This window comes from Erwinia artemisiae, assembly GCF_051400835.1.
GTDB lineage: Bacteria > Pseudomonadota > Gammaproteobacteria > Enterobacterales > Enterobacteriaceae > Erwinia > Erwinia aeris.
On the sequence record NZ_JBLFFM010000003.1, the window covers coordinates 191512 to 208758 of the forward strand.

The 17247-nt window shown below is 55.2% G+C and carries 14 protein-coding genes; 4 read left to right on the forward strand and 10 right to left on the reverse strand.

Going from position 1 to position 17247, the window contains the following annotated elements; all coding sequences use genetic code 11:
• Nucleotides 1-11: 11 nt before the first annotated feature.
• The 6 genes from ACMGEE_RS08720 to epd all read right to left on the reverse strand — a co-directional run bounded on the left by ACMGEE_RS08720 (nt 12) and on the right by epd (nt 6262).
• A complete protein-coding gene (locus ACMGEE_RS08720; protein ID WP_253458639.1) occupies nt 12-731 on the reverse strand; it encodes an oxidative stress defense protein in 720 nt (239 codons plus the stop codon).
• Nucleotides 732-881: 150 nt separating this feature from the next.
• Nucleotides 882-1502 carry an arginine exporter ArgO gene (gene argO / locus ACMGEE_RS08725; RefSeq protein WP_436829905.1) on the reverse strand — a complete coding sequence of 207 codons (621 nt, stop codon included), beginning with the start codon at nt 1500-1502 and terminating at the stop codon, nt 882-884.
• 179 nt (nt 1503-1681) lie between these two features.
• Nucleotides 1682-2578 (reverse strand): small-conductance mechanosensitive channel MscS, encoded by an 897-nt coding sequence (gene mscS, locus ACMGEE_RS08730; protein WP_301253209.1) that lies wholly within the window; start codon nt 2576-2578, stop codon nt 1682-1684.
• 284 nt (nt 2579-2862) lie between these two features.
• Nucleotides 2863-3942 carry a class II fructose-bisphosphate aldolase gene (fbaA, locus tag ACMGEE_RS08735; RefSeq protein WP_125287332.1) on the reverse strand — a complete coding sequence of 360 codons (1080 nt, stop codon included), beginning with the start codon at nt 3940-3942 and terminating at the stop codon, nt 2863-2865.
• Nucleotides 3943-4032: 90 nt separating this feature from the next.
• Nucleotides 4033-5193 carry a phosphoglycerate kinase gene (gene pgk, locus ACMGEE_RS08740; protein ID WP_253458627.1) on the reverse strand — a complete coding sequence of 387 codons (1161 nt, stop codon included), beginning with the start codon at nt 5191-5193 and terminating at the stop codon, nt 4033-4035.
• Nucleotides 5194-5215: 22 nt separating this feature from the next.
• Nucleotides 5216-6262: an erythrose-4-phosphate dehydrogenase gene (epd, locus tag ACMGEE_RS08745; protein WP_253458624.1), complete on the reverse strand. Its 1047-nt coding sequence runs from the start codon at nt 6260-6262 to the stop codon at nt 5216-5218.
• A gap of 668 nt (nt 6263-6930) precedes the next feature.
• Between epd and ACMGEE_RS08750 the strand changes: the two genes are divergently transcribed.
• Complete coding sequence (locus ACMGEE_RS08750; RefSeq protein WP_436829906.1) at nt 6931-7485, forward strand: bactofilin family protein; 555 nt, start codon at nt 6931-6933, stop codon at nt 7483-7485.
• A 98-nt stretch (nt 7486-7583) separates the two neighbouring features.
• On the opposite strand, the gene tkt is transcribed toward ACMGEE_RS08750, so the two are convergent.
• Nucleotides 7584-9575, reverse strand: coding sequence for a transketolase (gene tkt / locus ACMGEE_RS08755; RefSeq protein ID WP_253458618.1), 1992 nt, complete (start codon nt 9573-9575; stop codon nt 7584-7586).
• A gap of 274 nt (nt 9576-9849) precedes the next feature.
• Between tkt and loiP the strand changes: the two genes are divergently transcribed.
• Nucleotides 9850-10602, forward strand: coding sequence for a metalloprotease LoiP (loiP, locus tag ACMGEE_RS08760; protein ID WP_125287327.1), 753 nt, complete (start codon nt 9850-9852; stop codon nt 10600-10602).
• 41 nt (nt 10603-10643) lie between these two features.
• Here loiP and speB read toward each other — a convergent pair whose 3' ends face one another.
• From speB to ACMGEE_RS08775, 3 genes are all read right to left on the reverse strand, one after another.
• Nucleotides 10644-11567 (reverse strand): agmatinase, encoded by a 924-nt coding sequence (gene speB, locus ACMGEE_RS08765; protein ID WP_125287326.1) that lies wholly within the window; start codon nt 11565-11567, stop codon nt 10644-10646.
• A 142-nt stretch (nt 11568-11709) separates the two neighbouring features.
• Nucleotides 11710-13686: a biosynthetic arginine decarboxylase gene (speA, locus tag ACMGEE_RS08770; RefSeq protein WP_125287325.1), complete on the reverse strand. Its 1977-nt coding sequence runs from the start codon at nt 13684-13686 to the stop codon at nt 11710-11712.
• Entirely contained in the window at nt 13679-13780 is a 102-nt protein-coding gene (locus ACMGEE_RS08775; protein WP_367317868.1) for a hypothetical protein, read from the reverse strand. The genes speA and ACMGEE_RS08775 overlap by 8 nt, the downstream gene beginning before the upstream one ends.
• A 446-nt stretch (nt 13781-14226) precedes the next feature.
• Between ACMGEE_RS08775 and metK the strand changes: the two genes are divergently transcribed.
• Nucleotides 14227-15381 carry a methionine adenosyltransferase gene (gene metK, locus ACMGEE_RS08780; protein ID WP_253458613.1) on the forward strand — a complete coding sequence of 385 codons (1155 nt, stop codon included), beginning with the start codon at nt 14227-14229 and terminating at the stop codon, nt 15379-15381.
• Nucleotides 15382-15794: 413 nt separating this feature from the next.
• On the forward strand, nt 15795-17192 hold the full coding sequence (locus tag ACMGEE_RS08785) for a sugar porter family MFS transporter (protein WP_253458610.1): 1398 nt from the start codon (nt 15795-15797) through the stop codon (nt 17190-17192).
• Nucleotides 17193-17247 lie beyond the last annotated feature (55 nt).

The window sequence follows — 17247 nt, forward strand, 5'->3', positions numbered from 1 at the left end:
GCAAGCTGAGATTACTGCTTGCGCTGTAGCTCAAACACCACATCCACCTGATCGTCAAAGTGAATGCTCTGCTGCTCGTAGGTTTGCGCGGCCGAGCTCATCGGCGCGGCGTCGGCGGTTTTAAACATTCTCGCCATTGGCATCGGCTGATAGTTGGCTACGTGATAGCGAATGCTGTAAACCGGCCCCAGCTGAGCGTTAAAGCCTTTCGCCAGCTCGCCAGCCTGATGCGTCGCGTTTTCGATAGCGGCCTGGCGGGCTTTATCGCGATAGCTATCGGGATTAGCCACGCCCAGCTCAACGGAGCGGATTTCGTTCAGGCCCGATTTCAGCGCGCCGTCCAGCAGCTCGTTCAACTTATCAAGCTGGCGCAGCGTAACCTGCACCTGACGCACCGCGCGATAGCCTTTCAGCTCCGATTTGCCGTCTTTCAGATAATCGTATTCCGGCTGCGTACGCAGGTTGGCCGCGTTGATATCTTTTTTATCAATGCCGTTTTTCTGGAGAAAATCAAAATACTGGGCGACACGGCTGTCGGCCTGTTTTTTCGCTTCAGAGGCATCTTTCGACGAGACGCCAACCTCTATCGCCAGCGTGGCAATATCAGGCGTTGCGTCGACGCTTGCCTGCCCGGACGTGACAACATGCGGGCCGTTAGGCAGTTCATCCGCCACGGCGGCAAAAGGCGAGGTAAAAATAAGGGCGGCCAGCGCCAGTTTGGTCAGCTTCAAAGGAGATCCTCCATGGGACTTCAGTCATAGCAGAAGAAGCCGGCCTGACTACAGCGTACCGGCTTCCACAATTTATCCATCAGTTCGCATCTTAGTGCGATTGTACCTGCCAGACTATGACCTTAATTCCTGGAATGAGTTCGGCCGTGTTTACCAGATATTCAGCGCCTGCAGCGCCAGCTTCAGGGCGATCAGCCACATCACCAGCCCCACCAGCAGATTAATAATACGCTGCGCCCTGGTGGTATTGAGACGCGGTGCCAGCCAGGCGGCAAGGATAGCCAGGCCGAAAAACCAGATTAGCGAGGCACAGGCCGATCCCAGTGCAAACCATTTGCGCGCTTCTGCCGGAAGCTGGCCGCCCAGGCTACCCAGCACCACAAAGGTATCGAGATAGACGTGCGGATTCAGCCAGGTTACGGCCAGCATGGTGGCGATAATGCGCCAACGGCTTTGCTTCATCGCTTCCGATGACGCCAGCGCCACATCTCCGCTGAAGGCGGTACGCAGCGCCCCCCAGCCGTACCACAAAAGAAACAGTATGCCGCCCCAGGTTACCAGGTTCAGCAACAGGGTGGAATGGGTCAGCAGCGCGCTGCCACCGAACACGCCACCGCAAATCAGCAGGATATCGCTCAGCGTACAAAGCGCGGCGGTCATTAAATGGTAGTGGCGGCGCACGCCCTGATTCATCACAAAAGCATTCTGCGGCCCCAGCGGCAGGATCAGCGCGGCGCCCAGCGCCATGCCCTGCAGAAAAACGGCAAACATAGAGTCTTCCTCAAACGGTTTCAGCTGGCGGCGAGTGTATAGCGACAGCATCATTAGAGGAAATTGAAGATTCTAATACTCCATAAACTTAGCTAATGATAACGATCGGTAAAAAGGCGAACCGCAGTCCGCCTTTTCTTTTGCATGATGAGCAAGCCGTCAGGCTCAACCGGCTAACACTACTCTGCCTTTGCCTGTACTGGCGCAGCAGTCTGAGCAGCGTCGCTTTTTGTCTCGGCCGTCTGATGCAGGTGCACATCCATCTGCGGATAAGGGATACCGATATTGTTGGCATCCAGCGTGCGCTTGAAGTTCTTCATCAGATCCCAGTATACGTTTTGCAGATCGCCCGCGTTGCTCCAGCAGCGCACCACGTAGTTAACCGACGAAGCCGCCAGCTCGTTCAGGCCAATCTGTACGCCCATATCCTGCAGCACGCGAGGATCGGCATCCACCACTTCGCGCAGCAGTTTGAGAACCTGGTCCGCGTCGGCATCGTAGGAGACGCCAATGATAAATTCATTACGGCGAACCGGCTCGCGAGAGAAGTTTACGATGTTGCCGGCGATAATTTTACCGTTTGGCACCACAACAGTTTTGCCGTCCGCGGTTTTCAGCGTGGTAGAGAAAATCTGTACCTGTTGTACGGTGCCCATAATGCCGATATCGATAAAGTCACCGGTGCGGAACGGACGAAAAGTCACCAGCAGCACGCCAGCTGCCAGGTTGGAGAGCGAGCCCTGCAAAGCCAGACCGACGGCCAGACCTGCGGCACCCAGCACGGCGATAACCGACGCCGTCTGTACGCCTACGCGCCCAAGCGCCGCAATCAGCGTAAACGCAATCACGGCATAGCGCACCAGCGCCGAAAGGAAATCGGCTACGGTGGCGTCGATATGACGAGCGCGCAGCACCTTGTTCAGCGTTTTTGAAATGATACGCGCTACGATAGTCCCGATAATCAGGATGATAATGGCCGCTACAATATTTACCGCATAGCTCAGCAGCAGCGCCTGATTGTGTACCAGCCAGCTGCCAGCGCGGTTAACGCCGTCGACTACGTTCAAATCTTCCATTTGCTTATCCTGTTGTTGTTCCCCGCCGGGAAGTAAGCAGACTGCCAGTCCAGGCTGGCATCCCAAACCTCAAGCGTAACTAAAAATGCTGTCTGGTGCCAAATAACGAGGCAAATTAATAATTTGTTACCGCAAAGGCGCTTTTTTTGCAGGGTTTTTAATAAGCGAAAAGCCGATAGCCGCGCCAATATTTACAGAAATGCAGAAGGCAAACTTCGCTGACGTTCTAAAATTTGCCCAAAAAAAAGGCTCCGCGAGGGAGCCTTCTGTTCAGAACGAGAAAATTACAGTACGTCTACCGCGTTCAGTTCTTTAAACGCCTGCTCCAGACGAGTAATCATGGAAGTCTGAGCAGAGCGCAGCCATACGCGCGGATCGTAGTATTTCTTGTTTGGTTTATCAGCGCCTTCCGGGTTGCCCAGCTGCGCCTGCAGATAACCTTCGTTCTTTTTGTAGTACTGCAGGATGCCGTCCCAGGTCGCCCATTGGGTATCGGTATCGATGTTCATCTTGATCACGCCGTAGCTGATAGACTCTTCGATTTCAGCAGCGGAAGAACCGGAACCGCCGTGGAAAACGAAGTCCAGCGCGTTGTGCGCCAGGTTATGTTTTTTGGTCACATATTCCTGAGAATCACGCAGGATGGTTGGCGTCAGCTTAACGTTGCCTGGCTTATACACGCCGTGAACGTTACCGAAAGAGGCCGCGATAGTGAAACGCGGGCTGATTGCGTTCAGTTTTTCGTAAGCGTAGTTCACGTCTTCCGGCTGGGTGTACAGTGCGGAAGCATCCATATGGCTGTTATCAACGCCGTCTTCTTCACCGCCGGTGCAGCCCAGTTCGATTTCCAGCGTCATGTTGATTTTTGACATACGCGCCAGATACTTGCTGCAGATTTCGATGTTTTCTTCCAGCGACTCTTCAGACAGGTCGATCATGTGAGAAGAGAACAGCGGCTTACCGGTTTTTTCAAAGTGAGCTTCGCCCGCGTCCAGCAGACCGTCGATCCACGGCAGCAGTTTTTTCGCGCAGTGGTCGGTATGCAGGATAACCGGCACGCCGTAGTGTTCCGCCATCTGATGCACGTGATGCGCACCGGAGATTGCGCCCAGGATGGCTGCAGCCTGCGGCTTATCGGACTTCAGGCCTTTACCGGCGATGAACGCCGCGCCACCGTTGGAGAACTGGATGATAACCGGCGCTTTAACTTTCGCGGCGGTTTCCAGCACGGCGTTGATGGAATCGGTGCCGACACAGTTAACCGCTGGCAGTGCGAATTTGTTCTCTTTTGCGACTTTGAAGATTTTCTGTACGTCGTCACCGGTGACAACGCCTGGTTTTACGAAATCAAAAATTTTAGACATGTCTTTTGTCCTGTTTCGTCGGCAGTAGGAAAAGATGTTGCGCCTTAAGGGGCAAATCATTCTGGCGGAGGCAGCCCTCCGCCCCAGAGGTTACTGTTTCGCGCGTTCTTCCAGCATAGCTACCGCAGGCAGTTTTTTACCTTCCACGAACTCAAGGAAAGCGCCGCCGCCGGTAGAGATATAAGAAATCTTATCTTCAATGCCGAAGAGGTCGATGGCAGCCAGCGTATCACCGCCGCCTGCGATAGAGAATGCGTCGCTGTCGGCAATGGCTTTCGCCACGATTTCGGTGCCTTTGCGGAAGTTCGGGAATTCAAACACGCCCACCGGGCCATTCCACAGAATAGTTTTGGCTTCTTTCAACAACTTAGCCATGGCTTCTGCGGTTTCGTCGCCAAAGTCCATGATCTCTTCATCATCTTTAACTTCGGAGACTTTCTTCACGGTTGAAGGCGCAGTTTCAGAGAATTCCGTGCCGACGCGGGAGTCGGTTGGCACAGGAATTTTATATTCGTCGCGCAGTTTTTTCGCAGCTTCCACGAAATCCGGCTCGTACAGGGATTTACCTACCTTGTTGTCGATAGCCACGAAGGTGTTGGCGATGCCGCCGCCTACGATCACCGTATCGGCGATTTTCACCAGCGAGTTCAGCACGTCGAATTTGGTGGAAACTTTAGAACCGCCAACCACCGCCACCATTGGACGAGCAGGCTCTTTCAGCGCTTTACCCAGCGCTTCCAGCTCATCGGCCAGCAGCGGGCCAGCGCAGGCTACCGGCGCAAATTTCCCCACGCCATGCGTGGAAGCCTGGGCGCGGTGCGCGGTGCCGAAGGCGTCCATCACGTAGACGTCGCACAGCGCGGCATATTTTTTCGCCAGCGCCTCGTCGTCTTTCTTTTCGCCTTTGTTAAAACGAACGTTTTCCAGCACTACCAGCTCGCCCTCGGCGATATCAACGCCTTCCAGGTAGTCTTTTTCCAGACGAACCGGAGAAGAAAGTTTTTCTTTCAGGTAGTTAACCACTGGCAGCAGGGAGAACTCTTCGTTGTACTCGCCTTCGGTCGGGCGGCCCAGGTGAGAAGTGACCATCACTTTCGCACCCTGTTTCAGCGCGGCTTCAATGGTTGGCAGTGAAGCACGGATACGTGCGTCAGAGGTGACTTTGCCCTCTTTAACCGGCACGTTTAAATCAGAACGAATCAGTACGCGTTTCCCGGCAAGATCCAAATCGGTCATTTTAATTACTGACATGGTGAGTCCTCTCGTTGATTCTCTAAATTTTAAAGGCGCAGTCCGCGCCCTGGCTGAAACCGCTGGCGGCCATGGCTAACGTCGTGTCGAGCATTCGGTTAGCAAAGCCCCATTCGTTGTCGCACCAGACCAGCGTTTTGATCAGGTGCTGTCCGCTGACCCGCGTTTGCGTGCCGTCCACAATGGCACTGTGCGGATCGTGGTTAAAATCAATGGAGACTAACGGTAGTTCCGTATAGTCAACTATACCACTAAATGCTTTTTCTGATGCGTTTCGCAGCAGCGCATTCACCTCGCAGGCCTTTACCGGCGTGCGGACGCTGACGCTTAAATCAATGGCGGTCACGTTGATTGTCGGTACACGCACGGCGATCGCTTCGAAACGGTCATTGAATTTCGGAAAAATACGCGCGATACCCGCAGCAAGGCGAGTATCGACCGGAATTATCGACTGGCTGGCTGCGCGAGTGCGGCGCAAATCAGTATGGTAAGCGTCAATAACCTGCTGATCGTGCATGGCGGAATGGATGGTGGTGACCGTTCCCGACTCAATGCCGAAAGCATCATCCAGTAACTTAATCACAGGAATAATACAGTTAGTGGTGCAGGAGGCGTTAGAGACGATCAGATCGCTGGCCTTTAGCGCTTTTTCATTGACGCCGTAAACCACGGTAGCGTCAAGATCGTTGCCGCCCGGATGGGAAAACAGGACTTTTTTCGCCCCGGCGGCAAGGTGCGCTTCGCCGTCTTCGCGGCTGCCCCAGACGCCGGTGCAGTCCAGCACCACATCCACGTTCAGCTCCTTCCAGGGGAGATCGGCGATAGCGGCCCGATGCAGAATGCGCACAGGATCTTCGCCTATCCACAGCAGATCCCGCTCCTGACGAACGTCCCACGCAAAACGGCCATGACTGGTGTCATATTTCAGCAGATGCGCCATGCCGGCGGCTTCCGCCAGCTCATTAACCGCCACGACGGTAATCTCCGCGCGGCGTCCGGTTTCATAAAGCGCGCGCAGCACGTTGCGCCCAATGCGTCCAAAACCGTTGATGGCAATACGAACCGTCATATCACTCCTGCATCCAAATTCTGTGCAAAACCGGAGCGTTAGCCTGAGCCAGGCGTTCCCGTTTGTACAGGGAATTTTTGCGTTACCGGGCCGTTTTTCCCACGGAAAGAGGTCAGTGCCAATGCTTGTTGAAACGGTTCAGCTACAATAAAGACAATGCGGAATAATTGGAATGCGCCAGATCAATCCACAGTTTAAAAATCTGACCTGCATCACATTTAGATAAGGTTCTGTATAAAAAACAGGCCAACAACGCTCAACAAAGTAGTAAAGTAACTTTTACTGATATTTACTTTCAAGTAACCAGTTAGCGACACGATCAACGGAATTTTCTTACTTTTGCAGGTAAATATCAGAATTTTCTCTCTGACAACCGTTTCCAGGAAGGAGACGCCCACAGCAGAGCGCCGGTAAAAGCGCGGCTGGCTGTAGCGAGATCGGGAAAGATCTGGCGTCCACTCTCTGGTCACTAACCGTGCCGGAATATGAATTACAACTTGCTTTGGTATCTCTGGATTATCTGGGCTTCAGCGCTGCTCGTCTATTCCCTAAGCTGGGCGACAACGCTGTTGCTGATCCGCCAGCATCGGGGACTGTTAATGGCCGCAGCCTCCGCCATTTTTACCTGGCTTGCCTTCAGGAAATTCACGTTAAATAAGGAAATAGCGATGTTCAAACGTAAAGAGAATCCCCGTCAACCCAGCGCTCCGCTGAATTACACTTCGCCCGTGCCGCCCGCTTCCGCTTCGCTAATGGACAGCGAATTTGAAGAAAGCGTCTCTGCCGCAACCGTCGTCAGCGTCGCCGGTGCGCCTGCCACAGGCACCACCACCATCCCGGATACCTGCACCATCGTAGGTGAAATCAGCGCCGCAGGCGATATTCATATCACCGGCAGCGTTAACGGTAAGGTGAATTCAGAAAAAACCGTTTTTGTGCAGAAAGATGGGCGGGTCGAAGGGGAAATCTGGGCGCAACGCACCGAAATCAGCGGCGAGCTGAAAGGATTATGCTGTAGTCGGGAGGTGGCCATTAACGCCAACGGATTTATGGATGGCACCATCGAGTGCGAATCGCTTTCGATCAACCAGCAGGGTAAATTTTATGGCCAGTCCAAGCCTTATAAGACGGAAAGAGAGCCGGAAAGCAACGTGGTGAAAAGCTTTGCGGAGCCGGTGATACCGCCCAGCCAGGATTTCCATTTGCGGGACACCGCGCAGTAGGTAAAAAGGTTCGCCTGTTTGCACAGGCGAACCGGATTGATTACGGCTTAAGCGATTGCCAGGAAGGTTCACCTGCTTGCACAGGCGAACCCGGTTTATTACAGCAGCTCTTTCGCTTTAGCGACCACGTTGTCTACGGTGAAGCCGAAGATTTCAAACAGCTTCTCGGCCGGTGCCGACTCGCCAAAGGTGGTCATGCCAACCACCGCGCCATGCAGGCCGGTGTATTTGAACCAGTAATCGGCGATACCGGCTTCAATCGCCACGCGCGCGCCAACCGCTTTCGGCAGTACGGCTTCACGGTAGGCCGCATCCTGCTTGTCGAAAGCATCGGTAGACGGCATGGACACCACGCGCGCCTTACGCCCTTCCGCGCTCAGCTTCTCGTAAGCACCAACCGCCAGCTCCACTTCAGAACCGGTCGCAATCAGGATCACTTCCGGCGTGCCGTCGCAATCTTTCAGGATATAGGCGCCGCGAGCCACGTTAGCCAGCTGCTCGGCGCTGCGATCCTGCTGCGCGAGGTTCTGGCGGGAGAAGATCAGCGCGGTTGGGCCGTCGTGACGCTCAATCGCATATTTCCAGGCTACCGCAGACTCAACCTGGTCGCACGGACGCCATACGCTCATGTTCGGCGTGACGCGCAGGCTGGCCAGCTGCTCAACCGGCTGGTGCGTCGGGCCATCTTCACCCAGACCGATAGAGTCGTGGGTATAGACCATCACCTGACGGATTTTCATCAGCGCGGCCATACGGGCAGCGTTACGCGCATATTCCACAAACATCAGGAAGGTGGCGGTATACGGCAGGAAACCGCCGTGCAGCGTAATGCCGTTGGCGATAGCGGTCATGCCGAACTCACGCACGCCGTAGTGAATATAGTTGCCCGCCGCGTCTTCGTTGATCGGCTTAGAACCAGACCACATGGTCAGGTTGCTTGGCGCCAGGTCGGCGGAGCCGCCCAGATATTCCGGCAGCAGCTTGCCGAAAGCTTCCAGCGCGTTTTGTGAGGCTTTACGGCTGGCGATTTTGGCCGGATTGGCCTGCAGCTGCTCAATGAATTTCTGCGACTCGGCCTGCCAGTTTTCCGGCAGCTCGTTTTTGGTGCGGCGCTGGAACTCCAGAGCCAGCTCGGGATAAGCTTTGGCATAGGCCGCGAACTTCTCGTTCCAGGCCGCTTCTTTCGCCTTGCCCGCTTCTTTAGCATCCCACTGCGCGTAGATATCCTGAGGGATTTCAAACGGCGCGTGGTGCCAGCCCAGCTGTTTACGGGTCAGCGCGATTTCTTCGTCGCCCAGCGGCGCGCCGTGGGAATCGTGCGTGCCAGCTTTGTTCGGCGAGCCGAAACCAATTACGGTTTTGCACATCAGCAGTGAAGGCTTGTCGCTGACCGCTTTTGCTTCTTCAACCGCTTTGCGGATCGCTTCCGCGTCGTGGCCGTCCACGCCGCGCACCACGTGCCAGCCGTAGGCTTCAAAACGCTGTGCGGTATCGTCCGTGAACCAGCCGTCGATGTGACCATCAATCGAGATGCCGTTATCATCATAGAAAGCCACCAGCTTGCCCAGCTTCAGCGTACCGGCCAGCGAGCAAACTTCGTGCGAGATCCCTTCCATCATGCAGCCGTCGCCCATAAACACGTAGGTATTATGATCGACAACGTTATGGCCTGGACGGTTGAACTGCGCGGCCAGCGTGCGCTCGGCGATAGCCATACCCACGGCGTTGGCGATGCCCTGCCCCAGCGGGCCGGTGGTGGTTTCAACGCCGGCGGTGTAGCCGTATTCCGGGTGACCTGGAGTTTTGGAATGCAGCTGACGGAAGTTCGCCAGCTCGGCAATCGGCAGATCGTAGCCAGAGAGGTGCAGCAGGCTGTAAATCAGCATTGAGCCGTGGCCGTTGGACAGCACGAAGCGGTCACGGTCGGCCCACAGCGGGTTGGTTGGGTTATGGTTCAGGAAATCACGCCATAACACTTCGGCAATATCCGCCATGCCCATGGGCGCGCCAGGGTGGCCGGATTTCGCTTTCTGTACAGCATCCATACTTAATGCGCGAATGGCGTTCGCAAGCTCTTTACGAGAAGACATGTTCTACTCCAGGTCGGATTAAAGGCTTCGCCGTCCTTAACCTATTTTAATCAATGAGTTATCAGGCAAAGCTGCAAAAGACGACCCTCAATGTACATGAAAGAGCAGCCGAATGTACATGGCGAAAAGTGCAAAAAAACAGGGCCATACTTGCGTTTTTCAGACGTTGGAACTATGCATTAGCGCGCAGGAAGTTAACATAGTGCCAGTCTTATTCCCTGCCTTTAACGGCAGGTGTTTGTTTTTATTACCTTGTTATCTAATGGATGGAAATATGAAAATACCCGCTTCTCTGATGGCGCTGGCCGTCGCTACCGCACTGACCGGCTGTCAGAATTTTGACAGCAACGCGCTGTTGCAGTCTGGCGCGCAGGCTTATCAGGCCGCTTCGCTTAGCGACGCGCAGGTAAAAGAGCTGAGCGTAAAATCGTGCGAGCAAATGGACAGCGAAGCGCAGATTGCACCCGCCGACAGCGTTTACACCCAGCGCCTGAATAAAATCGCCGCCGCGCTTGGCGATAACATCAACGGCACGCCTGCTAACTATAAGGTTTACCTGACCAAAGACGTCAACGCCTGGGCGATGGCCAACGGCTGTATCCGCGTTTACAGCGGCCTGATGGATATGATGACGGACAACGAAGTGGAAGGCGTGCTGGGCCATGAAATGGGCCACGTGGCGCTGGGCCATACCCGCCGCGCGATGCAGGTCGCTTACGGCACCACCGCAGCGCGTACCGCGGCCGCATCCGTTGGCGGTATTGCCGCTACGCTGTCGCAGTCGCAGCTGGGCGATCTGGGCGAAAAGCTGGTTAACGCGCAGTTCTCACAAAAACAGGAGTCACAGGCTGACGACTACTCGTTCGATCTGCTGAAAAAACGCGGTATCAGCCCGCTGGGTCTGGAAACCAGCTTTGAGAAACTGGCGAAGCTGGAAGGCGGCAGCGCGAGCACCATGTTCGATTCTCACCCTTCTTCCGAATCCCGCGCGGCGCATATTAAAGCGCGCATCGAAGCCGGAAAATAAGCCTGAACAAGGCCAGCCCTGCGGCTGGCCCCTTTCGACGATTACTCGCCTTTATTCACAGCCTGAACGTGCAGCATATCCAGCGCCAGCGTGGCGGCGGCCAGCGCAGTGATATCGGACTGGTCATAGCCCGGCGCGACTTCCACCAGATCCATGCCCACAATGTTCAGCCCTTGCAGACCGCGCACCAGCTTAGTTGCTTTGTCCGAGGTCAGACCGCCGACAACAGGCGTGCCCGTGCCCGGCGCGTGAGCCGGATCCAGACAGTCGATATCAAAAGTCAGATAAACAGGCATATCGCCCACGATCTCTTTCACCTGTGCGATGATATCGTCGACGCTGCGATCGTTAATCTGCGCCGCATCCAGCACATTGAAGCCCAGCGATGCATCGAACTCGGTGCGAATACCAATCTGCACGGAGCGCGTCGGATCGATCAGCCCTTCCTGCGGCGCGGTGTAGAACATGGTGCCGTGGTCGAACTTCGGGCCGTTGGAATAGGTATCGGTATGCGCATCAAAATGCACCAGCGCCATTTTGCCGAAGTGTTTCGCGTGCGCGCGCAGCAGCGGCAGCGTGACGTAGTGGTCGCCGCCAAAGGTCATCATGCGTTTGCCGTTAGCCAGCAGCTTCTCCGCATGGGCCTGCAATTTGTCGCTCATATCCTGCGAATCGCCAAAAGCGTAAACCAGGTCGCCGCAGTCAACGACGTTCAGACGCTGACGCAGATCGAAATTCCACGGCCAGCGGCAGCCTTCCCAGGCCAGGTTAGTGGAGATCTGACGGATGGCGCCCGGCCCTAAGCGGCTGCCGGGACGGCCGGACGTGGCCGCGTCAAACGGTACGCCGGTGATCACCCATTCGGCGTCGCTGTCGTACGGCTGGAAGTTAACCGGAAAACGCATAAAACCAAAAGCATTGGAAACCAAAGAGTTATCGTACTGGTTGCCCAGAGTATTATACATAAGCCCCTCTCTTGCTGTCGGCCAGGCTGGCCTTGCTGTTATAGCTAAAAAAAATCCCTGTCGCGTCGTTAGGCCCGACGAGAAAGGGATTGGGTTCAGGTTGTCAGGCGGAAAAAGCGCCGCCCGACCGCGCGGCTAAGGCTTACTCATCTTCCAGATAAGTGTAGCCGTAGAGGCCCGCTTCAAACTCTTCGATAAACTGCGCGCGCAGCTCATCGTCCAGATCGGATTCGGCAATCTGCTTGCGGAAATGCGTCAGCAGCTCGTTCGGATCCAGCTGCACGTATTCCAGCATGTCCGCTACGGTATCGCCTTCGTCCGACAGCTGCACATCAACACGCCCATCCGCGTAAGCATAAACGTCAACCGCTTCGGTATCGCCGAACAGGTTGTGCATATTGCCCAGGATTTCCTGATACGCGCCGACCATAAAGAAGCCCAGCATCGGCGGATTATCCACGTCGTACTGCGGCATCGGCATGGTGGTAGCGATACCGTCGCCGTCCACATAGTGGTCGATGGTGCCGTCTGAATCACAGGTAATATCCAGCAGCACGGCGCGGCGCTCCGGCTTCTTATCCAGCCCTTCCAGCGGCAGCACCGGGAACAGCTGATCGATGCCCCACGCGTCCGGCATGGACTGGAACAGCGAGAAGTTGACGTAAATCTTATCCGCCATACGCTCCTGCAGCTCGTCGATAATCGGACGGTGCGCGCGGTTACCCGGATCCAGATGCTGCTGAATGTAGTTACAAACGCTCAGGTAAAGCTGCTCGGCCCAGGCGCGCTGCTCCAGATTGTAAATGCCCTGAGAGTAGCCCGTATGGATATCAAACAGATCCATCTGGCTGTCGTGCAGCCATTCACGCAGCGAGCGACGATTGTTCAGCTCGTGCATCTCCTGCCACGTATCCCACAGGCTGATAATCGGGCGAGGCGCATCCGCTGGCGGCGACTCCGGCGTAATAAACTCGTTGCGCTCCACGCCGATGATGTTGGAAACCAGCACGGTATGGTGCGCGGTAACCGCACGACCTGATTCGGTGATGACCGTCGGATGCGGCAGATTGTGCTCTTCACACGCATCGCCGATAGCCCAGATCACGTTGTTGGCGTATTCGTTCAGGCCGTAGTTGACCGAACAGTCGGACTGGGAACGCGTTCCCTCATAGTCCACGCCCAGGCCGCCGCCCACGTCGAAGCACTGGATGTTGACGCCCAGCTTCGCCAGTTCGACATAGAAACGTGCCGATTCGCGTACGCCGGTGGCGATATCGCGGATATTCGCCATCTGCGAGCCGAGGTGGAAGTGCAGCAGCTGCAGGCTTTCCATTCTGCCGGCTTCGCGCATGATCTCAACCAGCTTCAGCACCTGCGTAGCGGACAGGCCAAACTTGGACTTTTCGCCGCCGCTGGACTGCCATTTGCCGGAACCCTGCGAGGCCAGGCGCGCGCGGATGCCAAGACGCGGCACCACGTTCAGGCGTTCCGCTTCTTCCAGCACCAGCTTCACTTCGGTCATCTTTTCCAGCACCAGATAGACTTTGTGGCCCATCTTTTCGCCGATCAGCGCCAGACGAATATATTCACGGTCTTTGTAGCCGTTACAGACGATCACTGAACGGGTCATGCCCGCGTGCGCCAGCACCGCCATCAGCTCCGCTTTGGAGCCCGCTTCCAGCCCCAGCGGCTCGCCGGAGTTGATCAGCGATTCGATCACGCGCTTATGCTGGTTAACCTTGATCGGATAGACCAGGAAATAGTCGCCGCGATAGCCGTAGGATTCCCGCGCGCGCTTAAACGCTGCGTTAATGGAGCGCAGGCGATGCTGTAAAATTTGAGGGAAACAGAACAGCGCGGGCAGGCGTTGCCCTTCGGCCTCGCGCTCTTTAACCAGCCGGGCCAGATCGACGCGCGCTTCCGGCACGTCGGGATCGGGACAGACGCTGATATGCCCCAGCTCATTGACGTCGTAATAATTATTGCCCCACCAGGCAATATTGTAGGTGCGCAGCATTTTGCTGGCATCTTGATCGCTCATGGCCACCTCCTGCATTGAGCGGAGTACACCCTGTTCGCCTGCTGACGAACCCTTAATCATCTTGCTGTCGTCAGACATCGCGAGCCTCGAATTTCAATGATGCGGAACAGTTAACTACTATCGCAGGGAAAACCCACGACAACAACCCATCGACTACCGGGCATCCCAGCATAAAACGCTGAGGAACCGCACCAGGCGATATCAGAAGTATAACATTAAACACGTCGCGGACTCCGGCACCCAGCTACGCTGAGGAAACGAAAAAGAGGAGATTTTCGACAATAAATTTCGGCATTGCGATCGGCGCTACATCGGCGGCGCTTTATACAATCAGCACGACAGGAATGCAAAATTTAAATGTAAGGAACAACAAGGGACACGGTAATTTTTACAAAATTCCCCGGTTGTTTCCGATAAAAAATGCTGGCAATCTGTTTAACGAGTAACCTAAAATAGCCGTCCAGATGTGAATCCATCTATACTGGTTAACTTCTAAGCGTCTTAAATTAAATTATTGTACTGCTCATGGCTTTGCCTGAGGGGGCGCAGAGAGAGAAAACCGTTTCTTTTTAGCGCTATGCAGTCGATCCCAACCCGTTTCAGTAAGGTAAAGAATAAATGGCTAAACACCTTTTTACTTCCGAGTCCGTCTCAGAAGGCCATCCCGATAAAATCGCCGACCAGATCTCTGATGCCGTGCTGGATGCCATCCTTGAGCAGGATCCGAAAGCCCGCGTCGCCTGTGAAACCTACGTAAAAACCGGCATGGTGCTGGTCGGTGGCGAAATCACCACCAGCGCGTGGGTAGATATCGAAGAGATCACCCGTAATACCGTGCGTGAAATCGGCTATGTTCATTCCGACATGGGCTTTGATGCCAACTCCTGCGCGGTGCTGAATGCTATCGGCAAACAGTCACCGGATATCAACCAGGGCGTGGATCGCGCCGATCCGCTGGAACAGGGCGCGGGCGATCAGGGCCTGATGTTCGGCTATGCCACCAACGAAACCGACGTGCTGATGCCTGCGCCGGTGACCTACGCGCACCGTCTGGTGCAGCGTCAGTCCGAAGTGCGTAAAAACGGCACCCTGCCGTGGCTGCGTCCGGATGCGAAAAGCCAGATCACTTTCCAGTACGATGCGGGCAAAATCGTTGGTATCGACGCGGTAGTGCTTTCTACGCAGCATTCAGAAGATATCGATCAGAAAGCGCTGCAGGAAGCGGTGATGGAAGAGATCATCAAGCCGGTTCTGCCAGCTGAATGGATCAACGCCGGTACCAAATACCATATCAACCCGACCGGCCGTTTCGTTATCGGCGGCCCGATGGGCGATTGCGGCCTGACCGGTCGTAAAATCATCGTGGACACCTACGGCGGCATGGCTCGTCACGGCGGCGGCGCGTTCTCCGGTAAGGATCCGTCAAAAGTTGACCGTTCCGCAGCCTACGCGGCACGCTACGTGGCCAAGAACATCGTGGCTGCCGGCCTGGCCGATCGCTGTGAAATCCAGGTTTCTTACGCCATCGGCGTTGCGGAACCGACTTCCATCATGGTAGAAACCTTTGGTACAGAAAAAATCTCTACCGAACAGCTGACGCTGCTGGTACGCGAGTTCTTCGACCTGCGTCCTTACGGCCTGATCCAGATGCTGGATCTGCTGCACCCAATCTACCGCGAAACTGCGGCTTACGGTCACTTTGGCCGCGAGCACTTCCCATGGGAAAAAACCGACAAGGCCGCACAGCTGCGCGAAGCGGCTGGCCTGAAGTAAGGTTTTACCTATCGCATCAAGGGCACCTAAAGGGTGCCCTTTTTGCTGCCCGCTGGCTGCCAGATTGGTAAACTCCGTATACACTTTTGCAGGCCTTCGTCGCCCCGCATGTTAACGGTTACATCCAGAAACATCAGGCAGCATCTGATAATTAAGAATTTCCAGCCTTAACAAGAGTAGCGGGAATGCGCTATTTTCAGCGCTGTCCGATAGAGGGCCAGCAGGGAACCAGGAGAAGCTATTTAGTGCTATGCCTGAACGGTTATAAAGCGTAAGCGCGTATGAAAACCACTGTTTTCAGAAAGATCTGGTGTGTAACCGATTACACCGTGTGATCGCCCGCACAGTCTTTCGCGCCGGGTTTTTTTAACATTTATAAAAACAATATACAGTACCACTAATATGGAGGCTTCATGCCTGATAATAAGAAACAGAGCAGAACATCCAACAAGGCGATGACCTTGTTCGTATGTTTACTCGCCGCACTCGCCGGCCTGCTTTTCGGGCTGGATATCGGCGTGATTGCCGGCGCTTTACCTTTCATTGCGAAAGATTTCAACGTCACTGCCCACCAGCAGGAATGGATTGTCAGCTCGATGATGTTCGGTGCCGCCGTCGGCGCCGTCGGCAGCGGCTGGATGTCCTCTTACCTCGGTCGTAAAAAGAGCCTGATGATTGGCGCCGTGCTGTTCGTTATCGGCTCGCTGTGGTCAGCCATGGCGGGAAACGCGGATATGCTGATTGTGGCGCGCGTGCTGCTGGGCCTGGCCGTCGGCGTGGCTTCCTTTACCGCTCCGCTTTACCTTTCTGAAATCGCACCGGAAAAAATTCGCGGCAGCATGATCTCGCTGTACCAGCTGATGATCACCATCGGTATTCTGGGTGCCTATCTCTCCGATACCGCGTTCAGCTACACCGGCGAATGGCGCTGGATGCTGGGCATCATCACTATCCCGGCGGCCCTGCTGCTGGTCGGCGTCTGCTTCCTGCCTAACAGCCCGCGCTGGCTGGCGGCGAAAGGCAACTTCCGCGATGCGCAGCGCGTGCTGGATCGCCTGCGCGACACCAGCGAGCAGGCAAAACGCGAGCTGGATGAAATTCGTGAAAGCCTGAAGATCAAACAGTCCGGCTGGAATCTGTTCAAAAACAACGGTAATTTCCGCCGTGCGGTCTGGCTGGGTATTCTGCTACAGGTTATGCAGCAGTTCACCGGTATGAACGTCATCATGTACTACGCGCCGAAAATTTTTGAAATTGCCGGCTTTACCAATACCACCGAGCAGATGTGGGGCACCGTTATCGTTGGTCTGATCAACGTGCTGGCGACCTTTATCGCTATCGGTCTGGTGGATCGCTGGGGCCGTAAGCCGACCCTGAAGTTGGGCTTCCTGGTCATGGCGATCGGTATGGGCGTGCTGGGTACCATGCTGCATATCGGCATTCACTCTGCCGGTGCACAGTACTTTGCTATCGCTATGCTGCTGATGTTTATCATCGGCTTCGCCATGAGCGCCGGCCCGCTGATCTGGGTACTGTGTTCTGAAATTCAGCCGCTGAAAGGCCGCGATTTTGGTATCACCGTTTCTACGGCGACCAACTGGATTGCCAACATGATCGTCGGGGCGACCTTCCTGACCATGCTGAACACGCTGGGCAACGCCAATACCTTCTGGGTCTACGCAGGTCTGAATATCCTCTTTATTATTCTGACGATTATGCTGATCCCGGAAACCAAAAACGTTTCTCTTGAGCATATCGAACGCAACCTGTTAAGCGGCAAAAAGCTGCGAGACATCGGTCAGCGCGACTAAGCTTCACTGGCCGGGGCAACCCGGCCAGCTTCATTGAATTCCCCTGCCTCACGTC

Coding starts and splice junctions, on each gene's coding strand:
- argO (WP_436829905.1), bottom strand. CDS start 1,502: ATGTTTGCCGTTTTTCTGCAGGGCATGGCGCTGGGCGCCGCGCTGATC.
- mscS (WP_301253209.1), bottom strand. CDS start 2,578: ATGGAAGATTTGAACGTAGTCGACGGCGTTAACCGCGCTGGCAGCTGG.
- fbaA (WP_125287332.1), bottom strand. CDS start 3,942: ATGTCTAAAATTTTTGATTTCGTAAAACCAGGCGTTGTCACCGGTGAC.
- pgk (WP_253458627.1), bottom strand. CDS start 5,193: ATGTCAGTAATTAAAATGACCGATTTGGATCTTGCCGGGAAACGCGTA.
- epd (WP_253458624.1), bottom strand. CDS start 6,262: ATGACGGTTCGTATTGCCATCAACGGTTTTGGACGCATTGGGCGCAAC.
- ACMGEE_RS08750 (WP_436829906.1), top strand. CDS start 6,931: ATGTTCAAACGTAAAGAGAATCCCCGTCAACCCAGCGCTCCGCTGAAT.
- tkt (WP_253458618.1), bottom strand. CDS start 9,575: ATGTCTTCTCGTAAAGAGCTTGCGAACGCCATTCGCGCATTAAGTATG.
- loiP (WP_125287327.1), top strand. CDS start 9,850: ATGAAAATACCCGCTTCTCTGATGGCGCTGGCCGTCGCTACCGCACTG.
- speB (WP_125287326.1), bottom strand. CDS start 11,567: ATGTATAATACTCTGGGCAACCAGTACGATAACTCTTTGGTTTCCAAT.
- speA (WP_125287325.1), bottom strand. CDS start 13,686: ATGTCTGACGACAGCAAGATGATTAAGGGTTCGTCAGCAGGCGAACAG.
- ACMGEE_RS08775 (WP_367317868.1), bottom strand. CDS start 13,780: ATGCTGGGATGCCCGGTAGTCGATGGGTTGTTGTCGTGGGTTTTCCCT.
- metK (WP_253458613.1), top strand. CDS start 14,227: ATGGCTAAACACCTTTTTACTTCCGAGTCCGTCTCAGAAGGCCATCCC.
- ACMGEE_RS08785 (WP_253458610.1), top strand. CDS start 15,795: ATGCCTGATAATAAGAAACAGAGCAGAACATCCAACAAGGCGATGACC.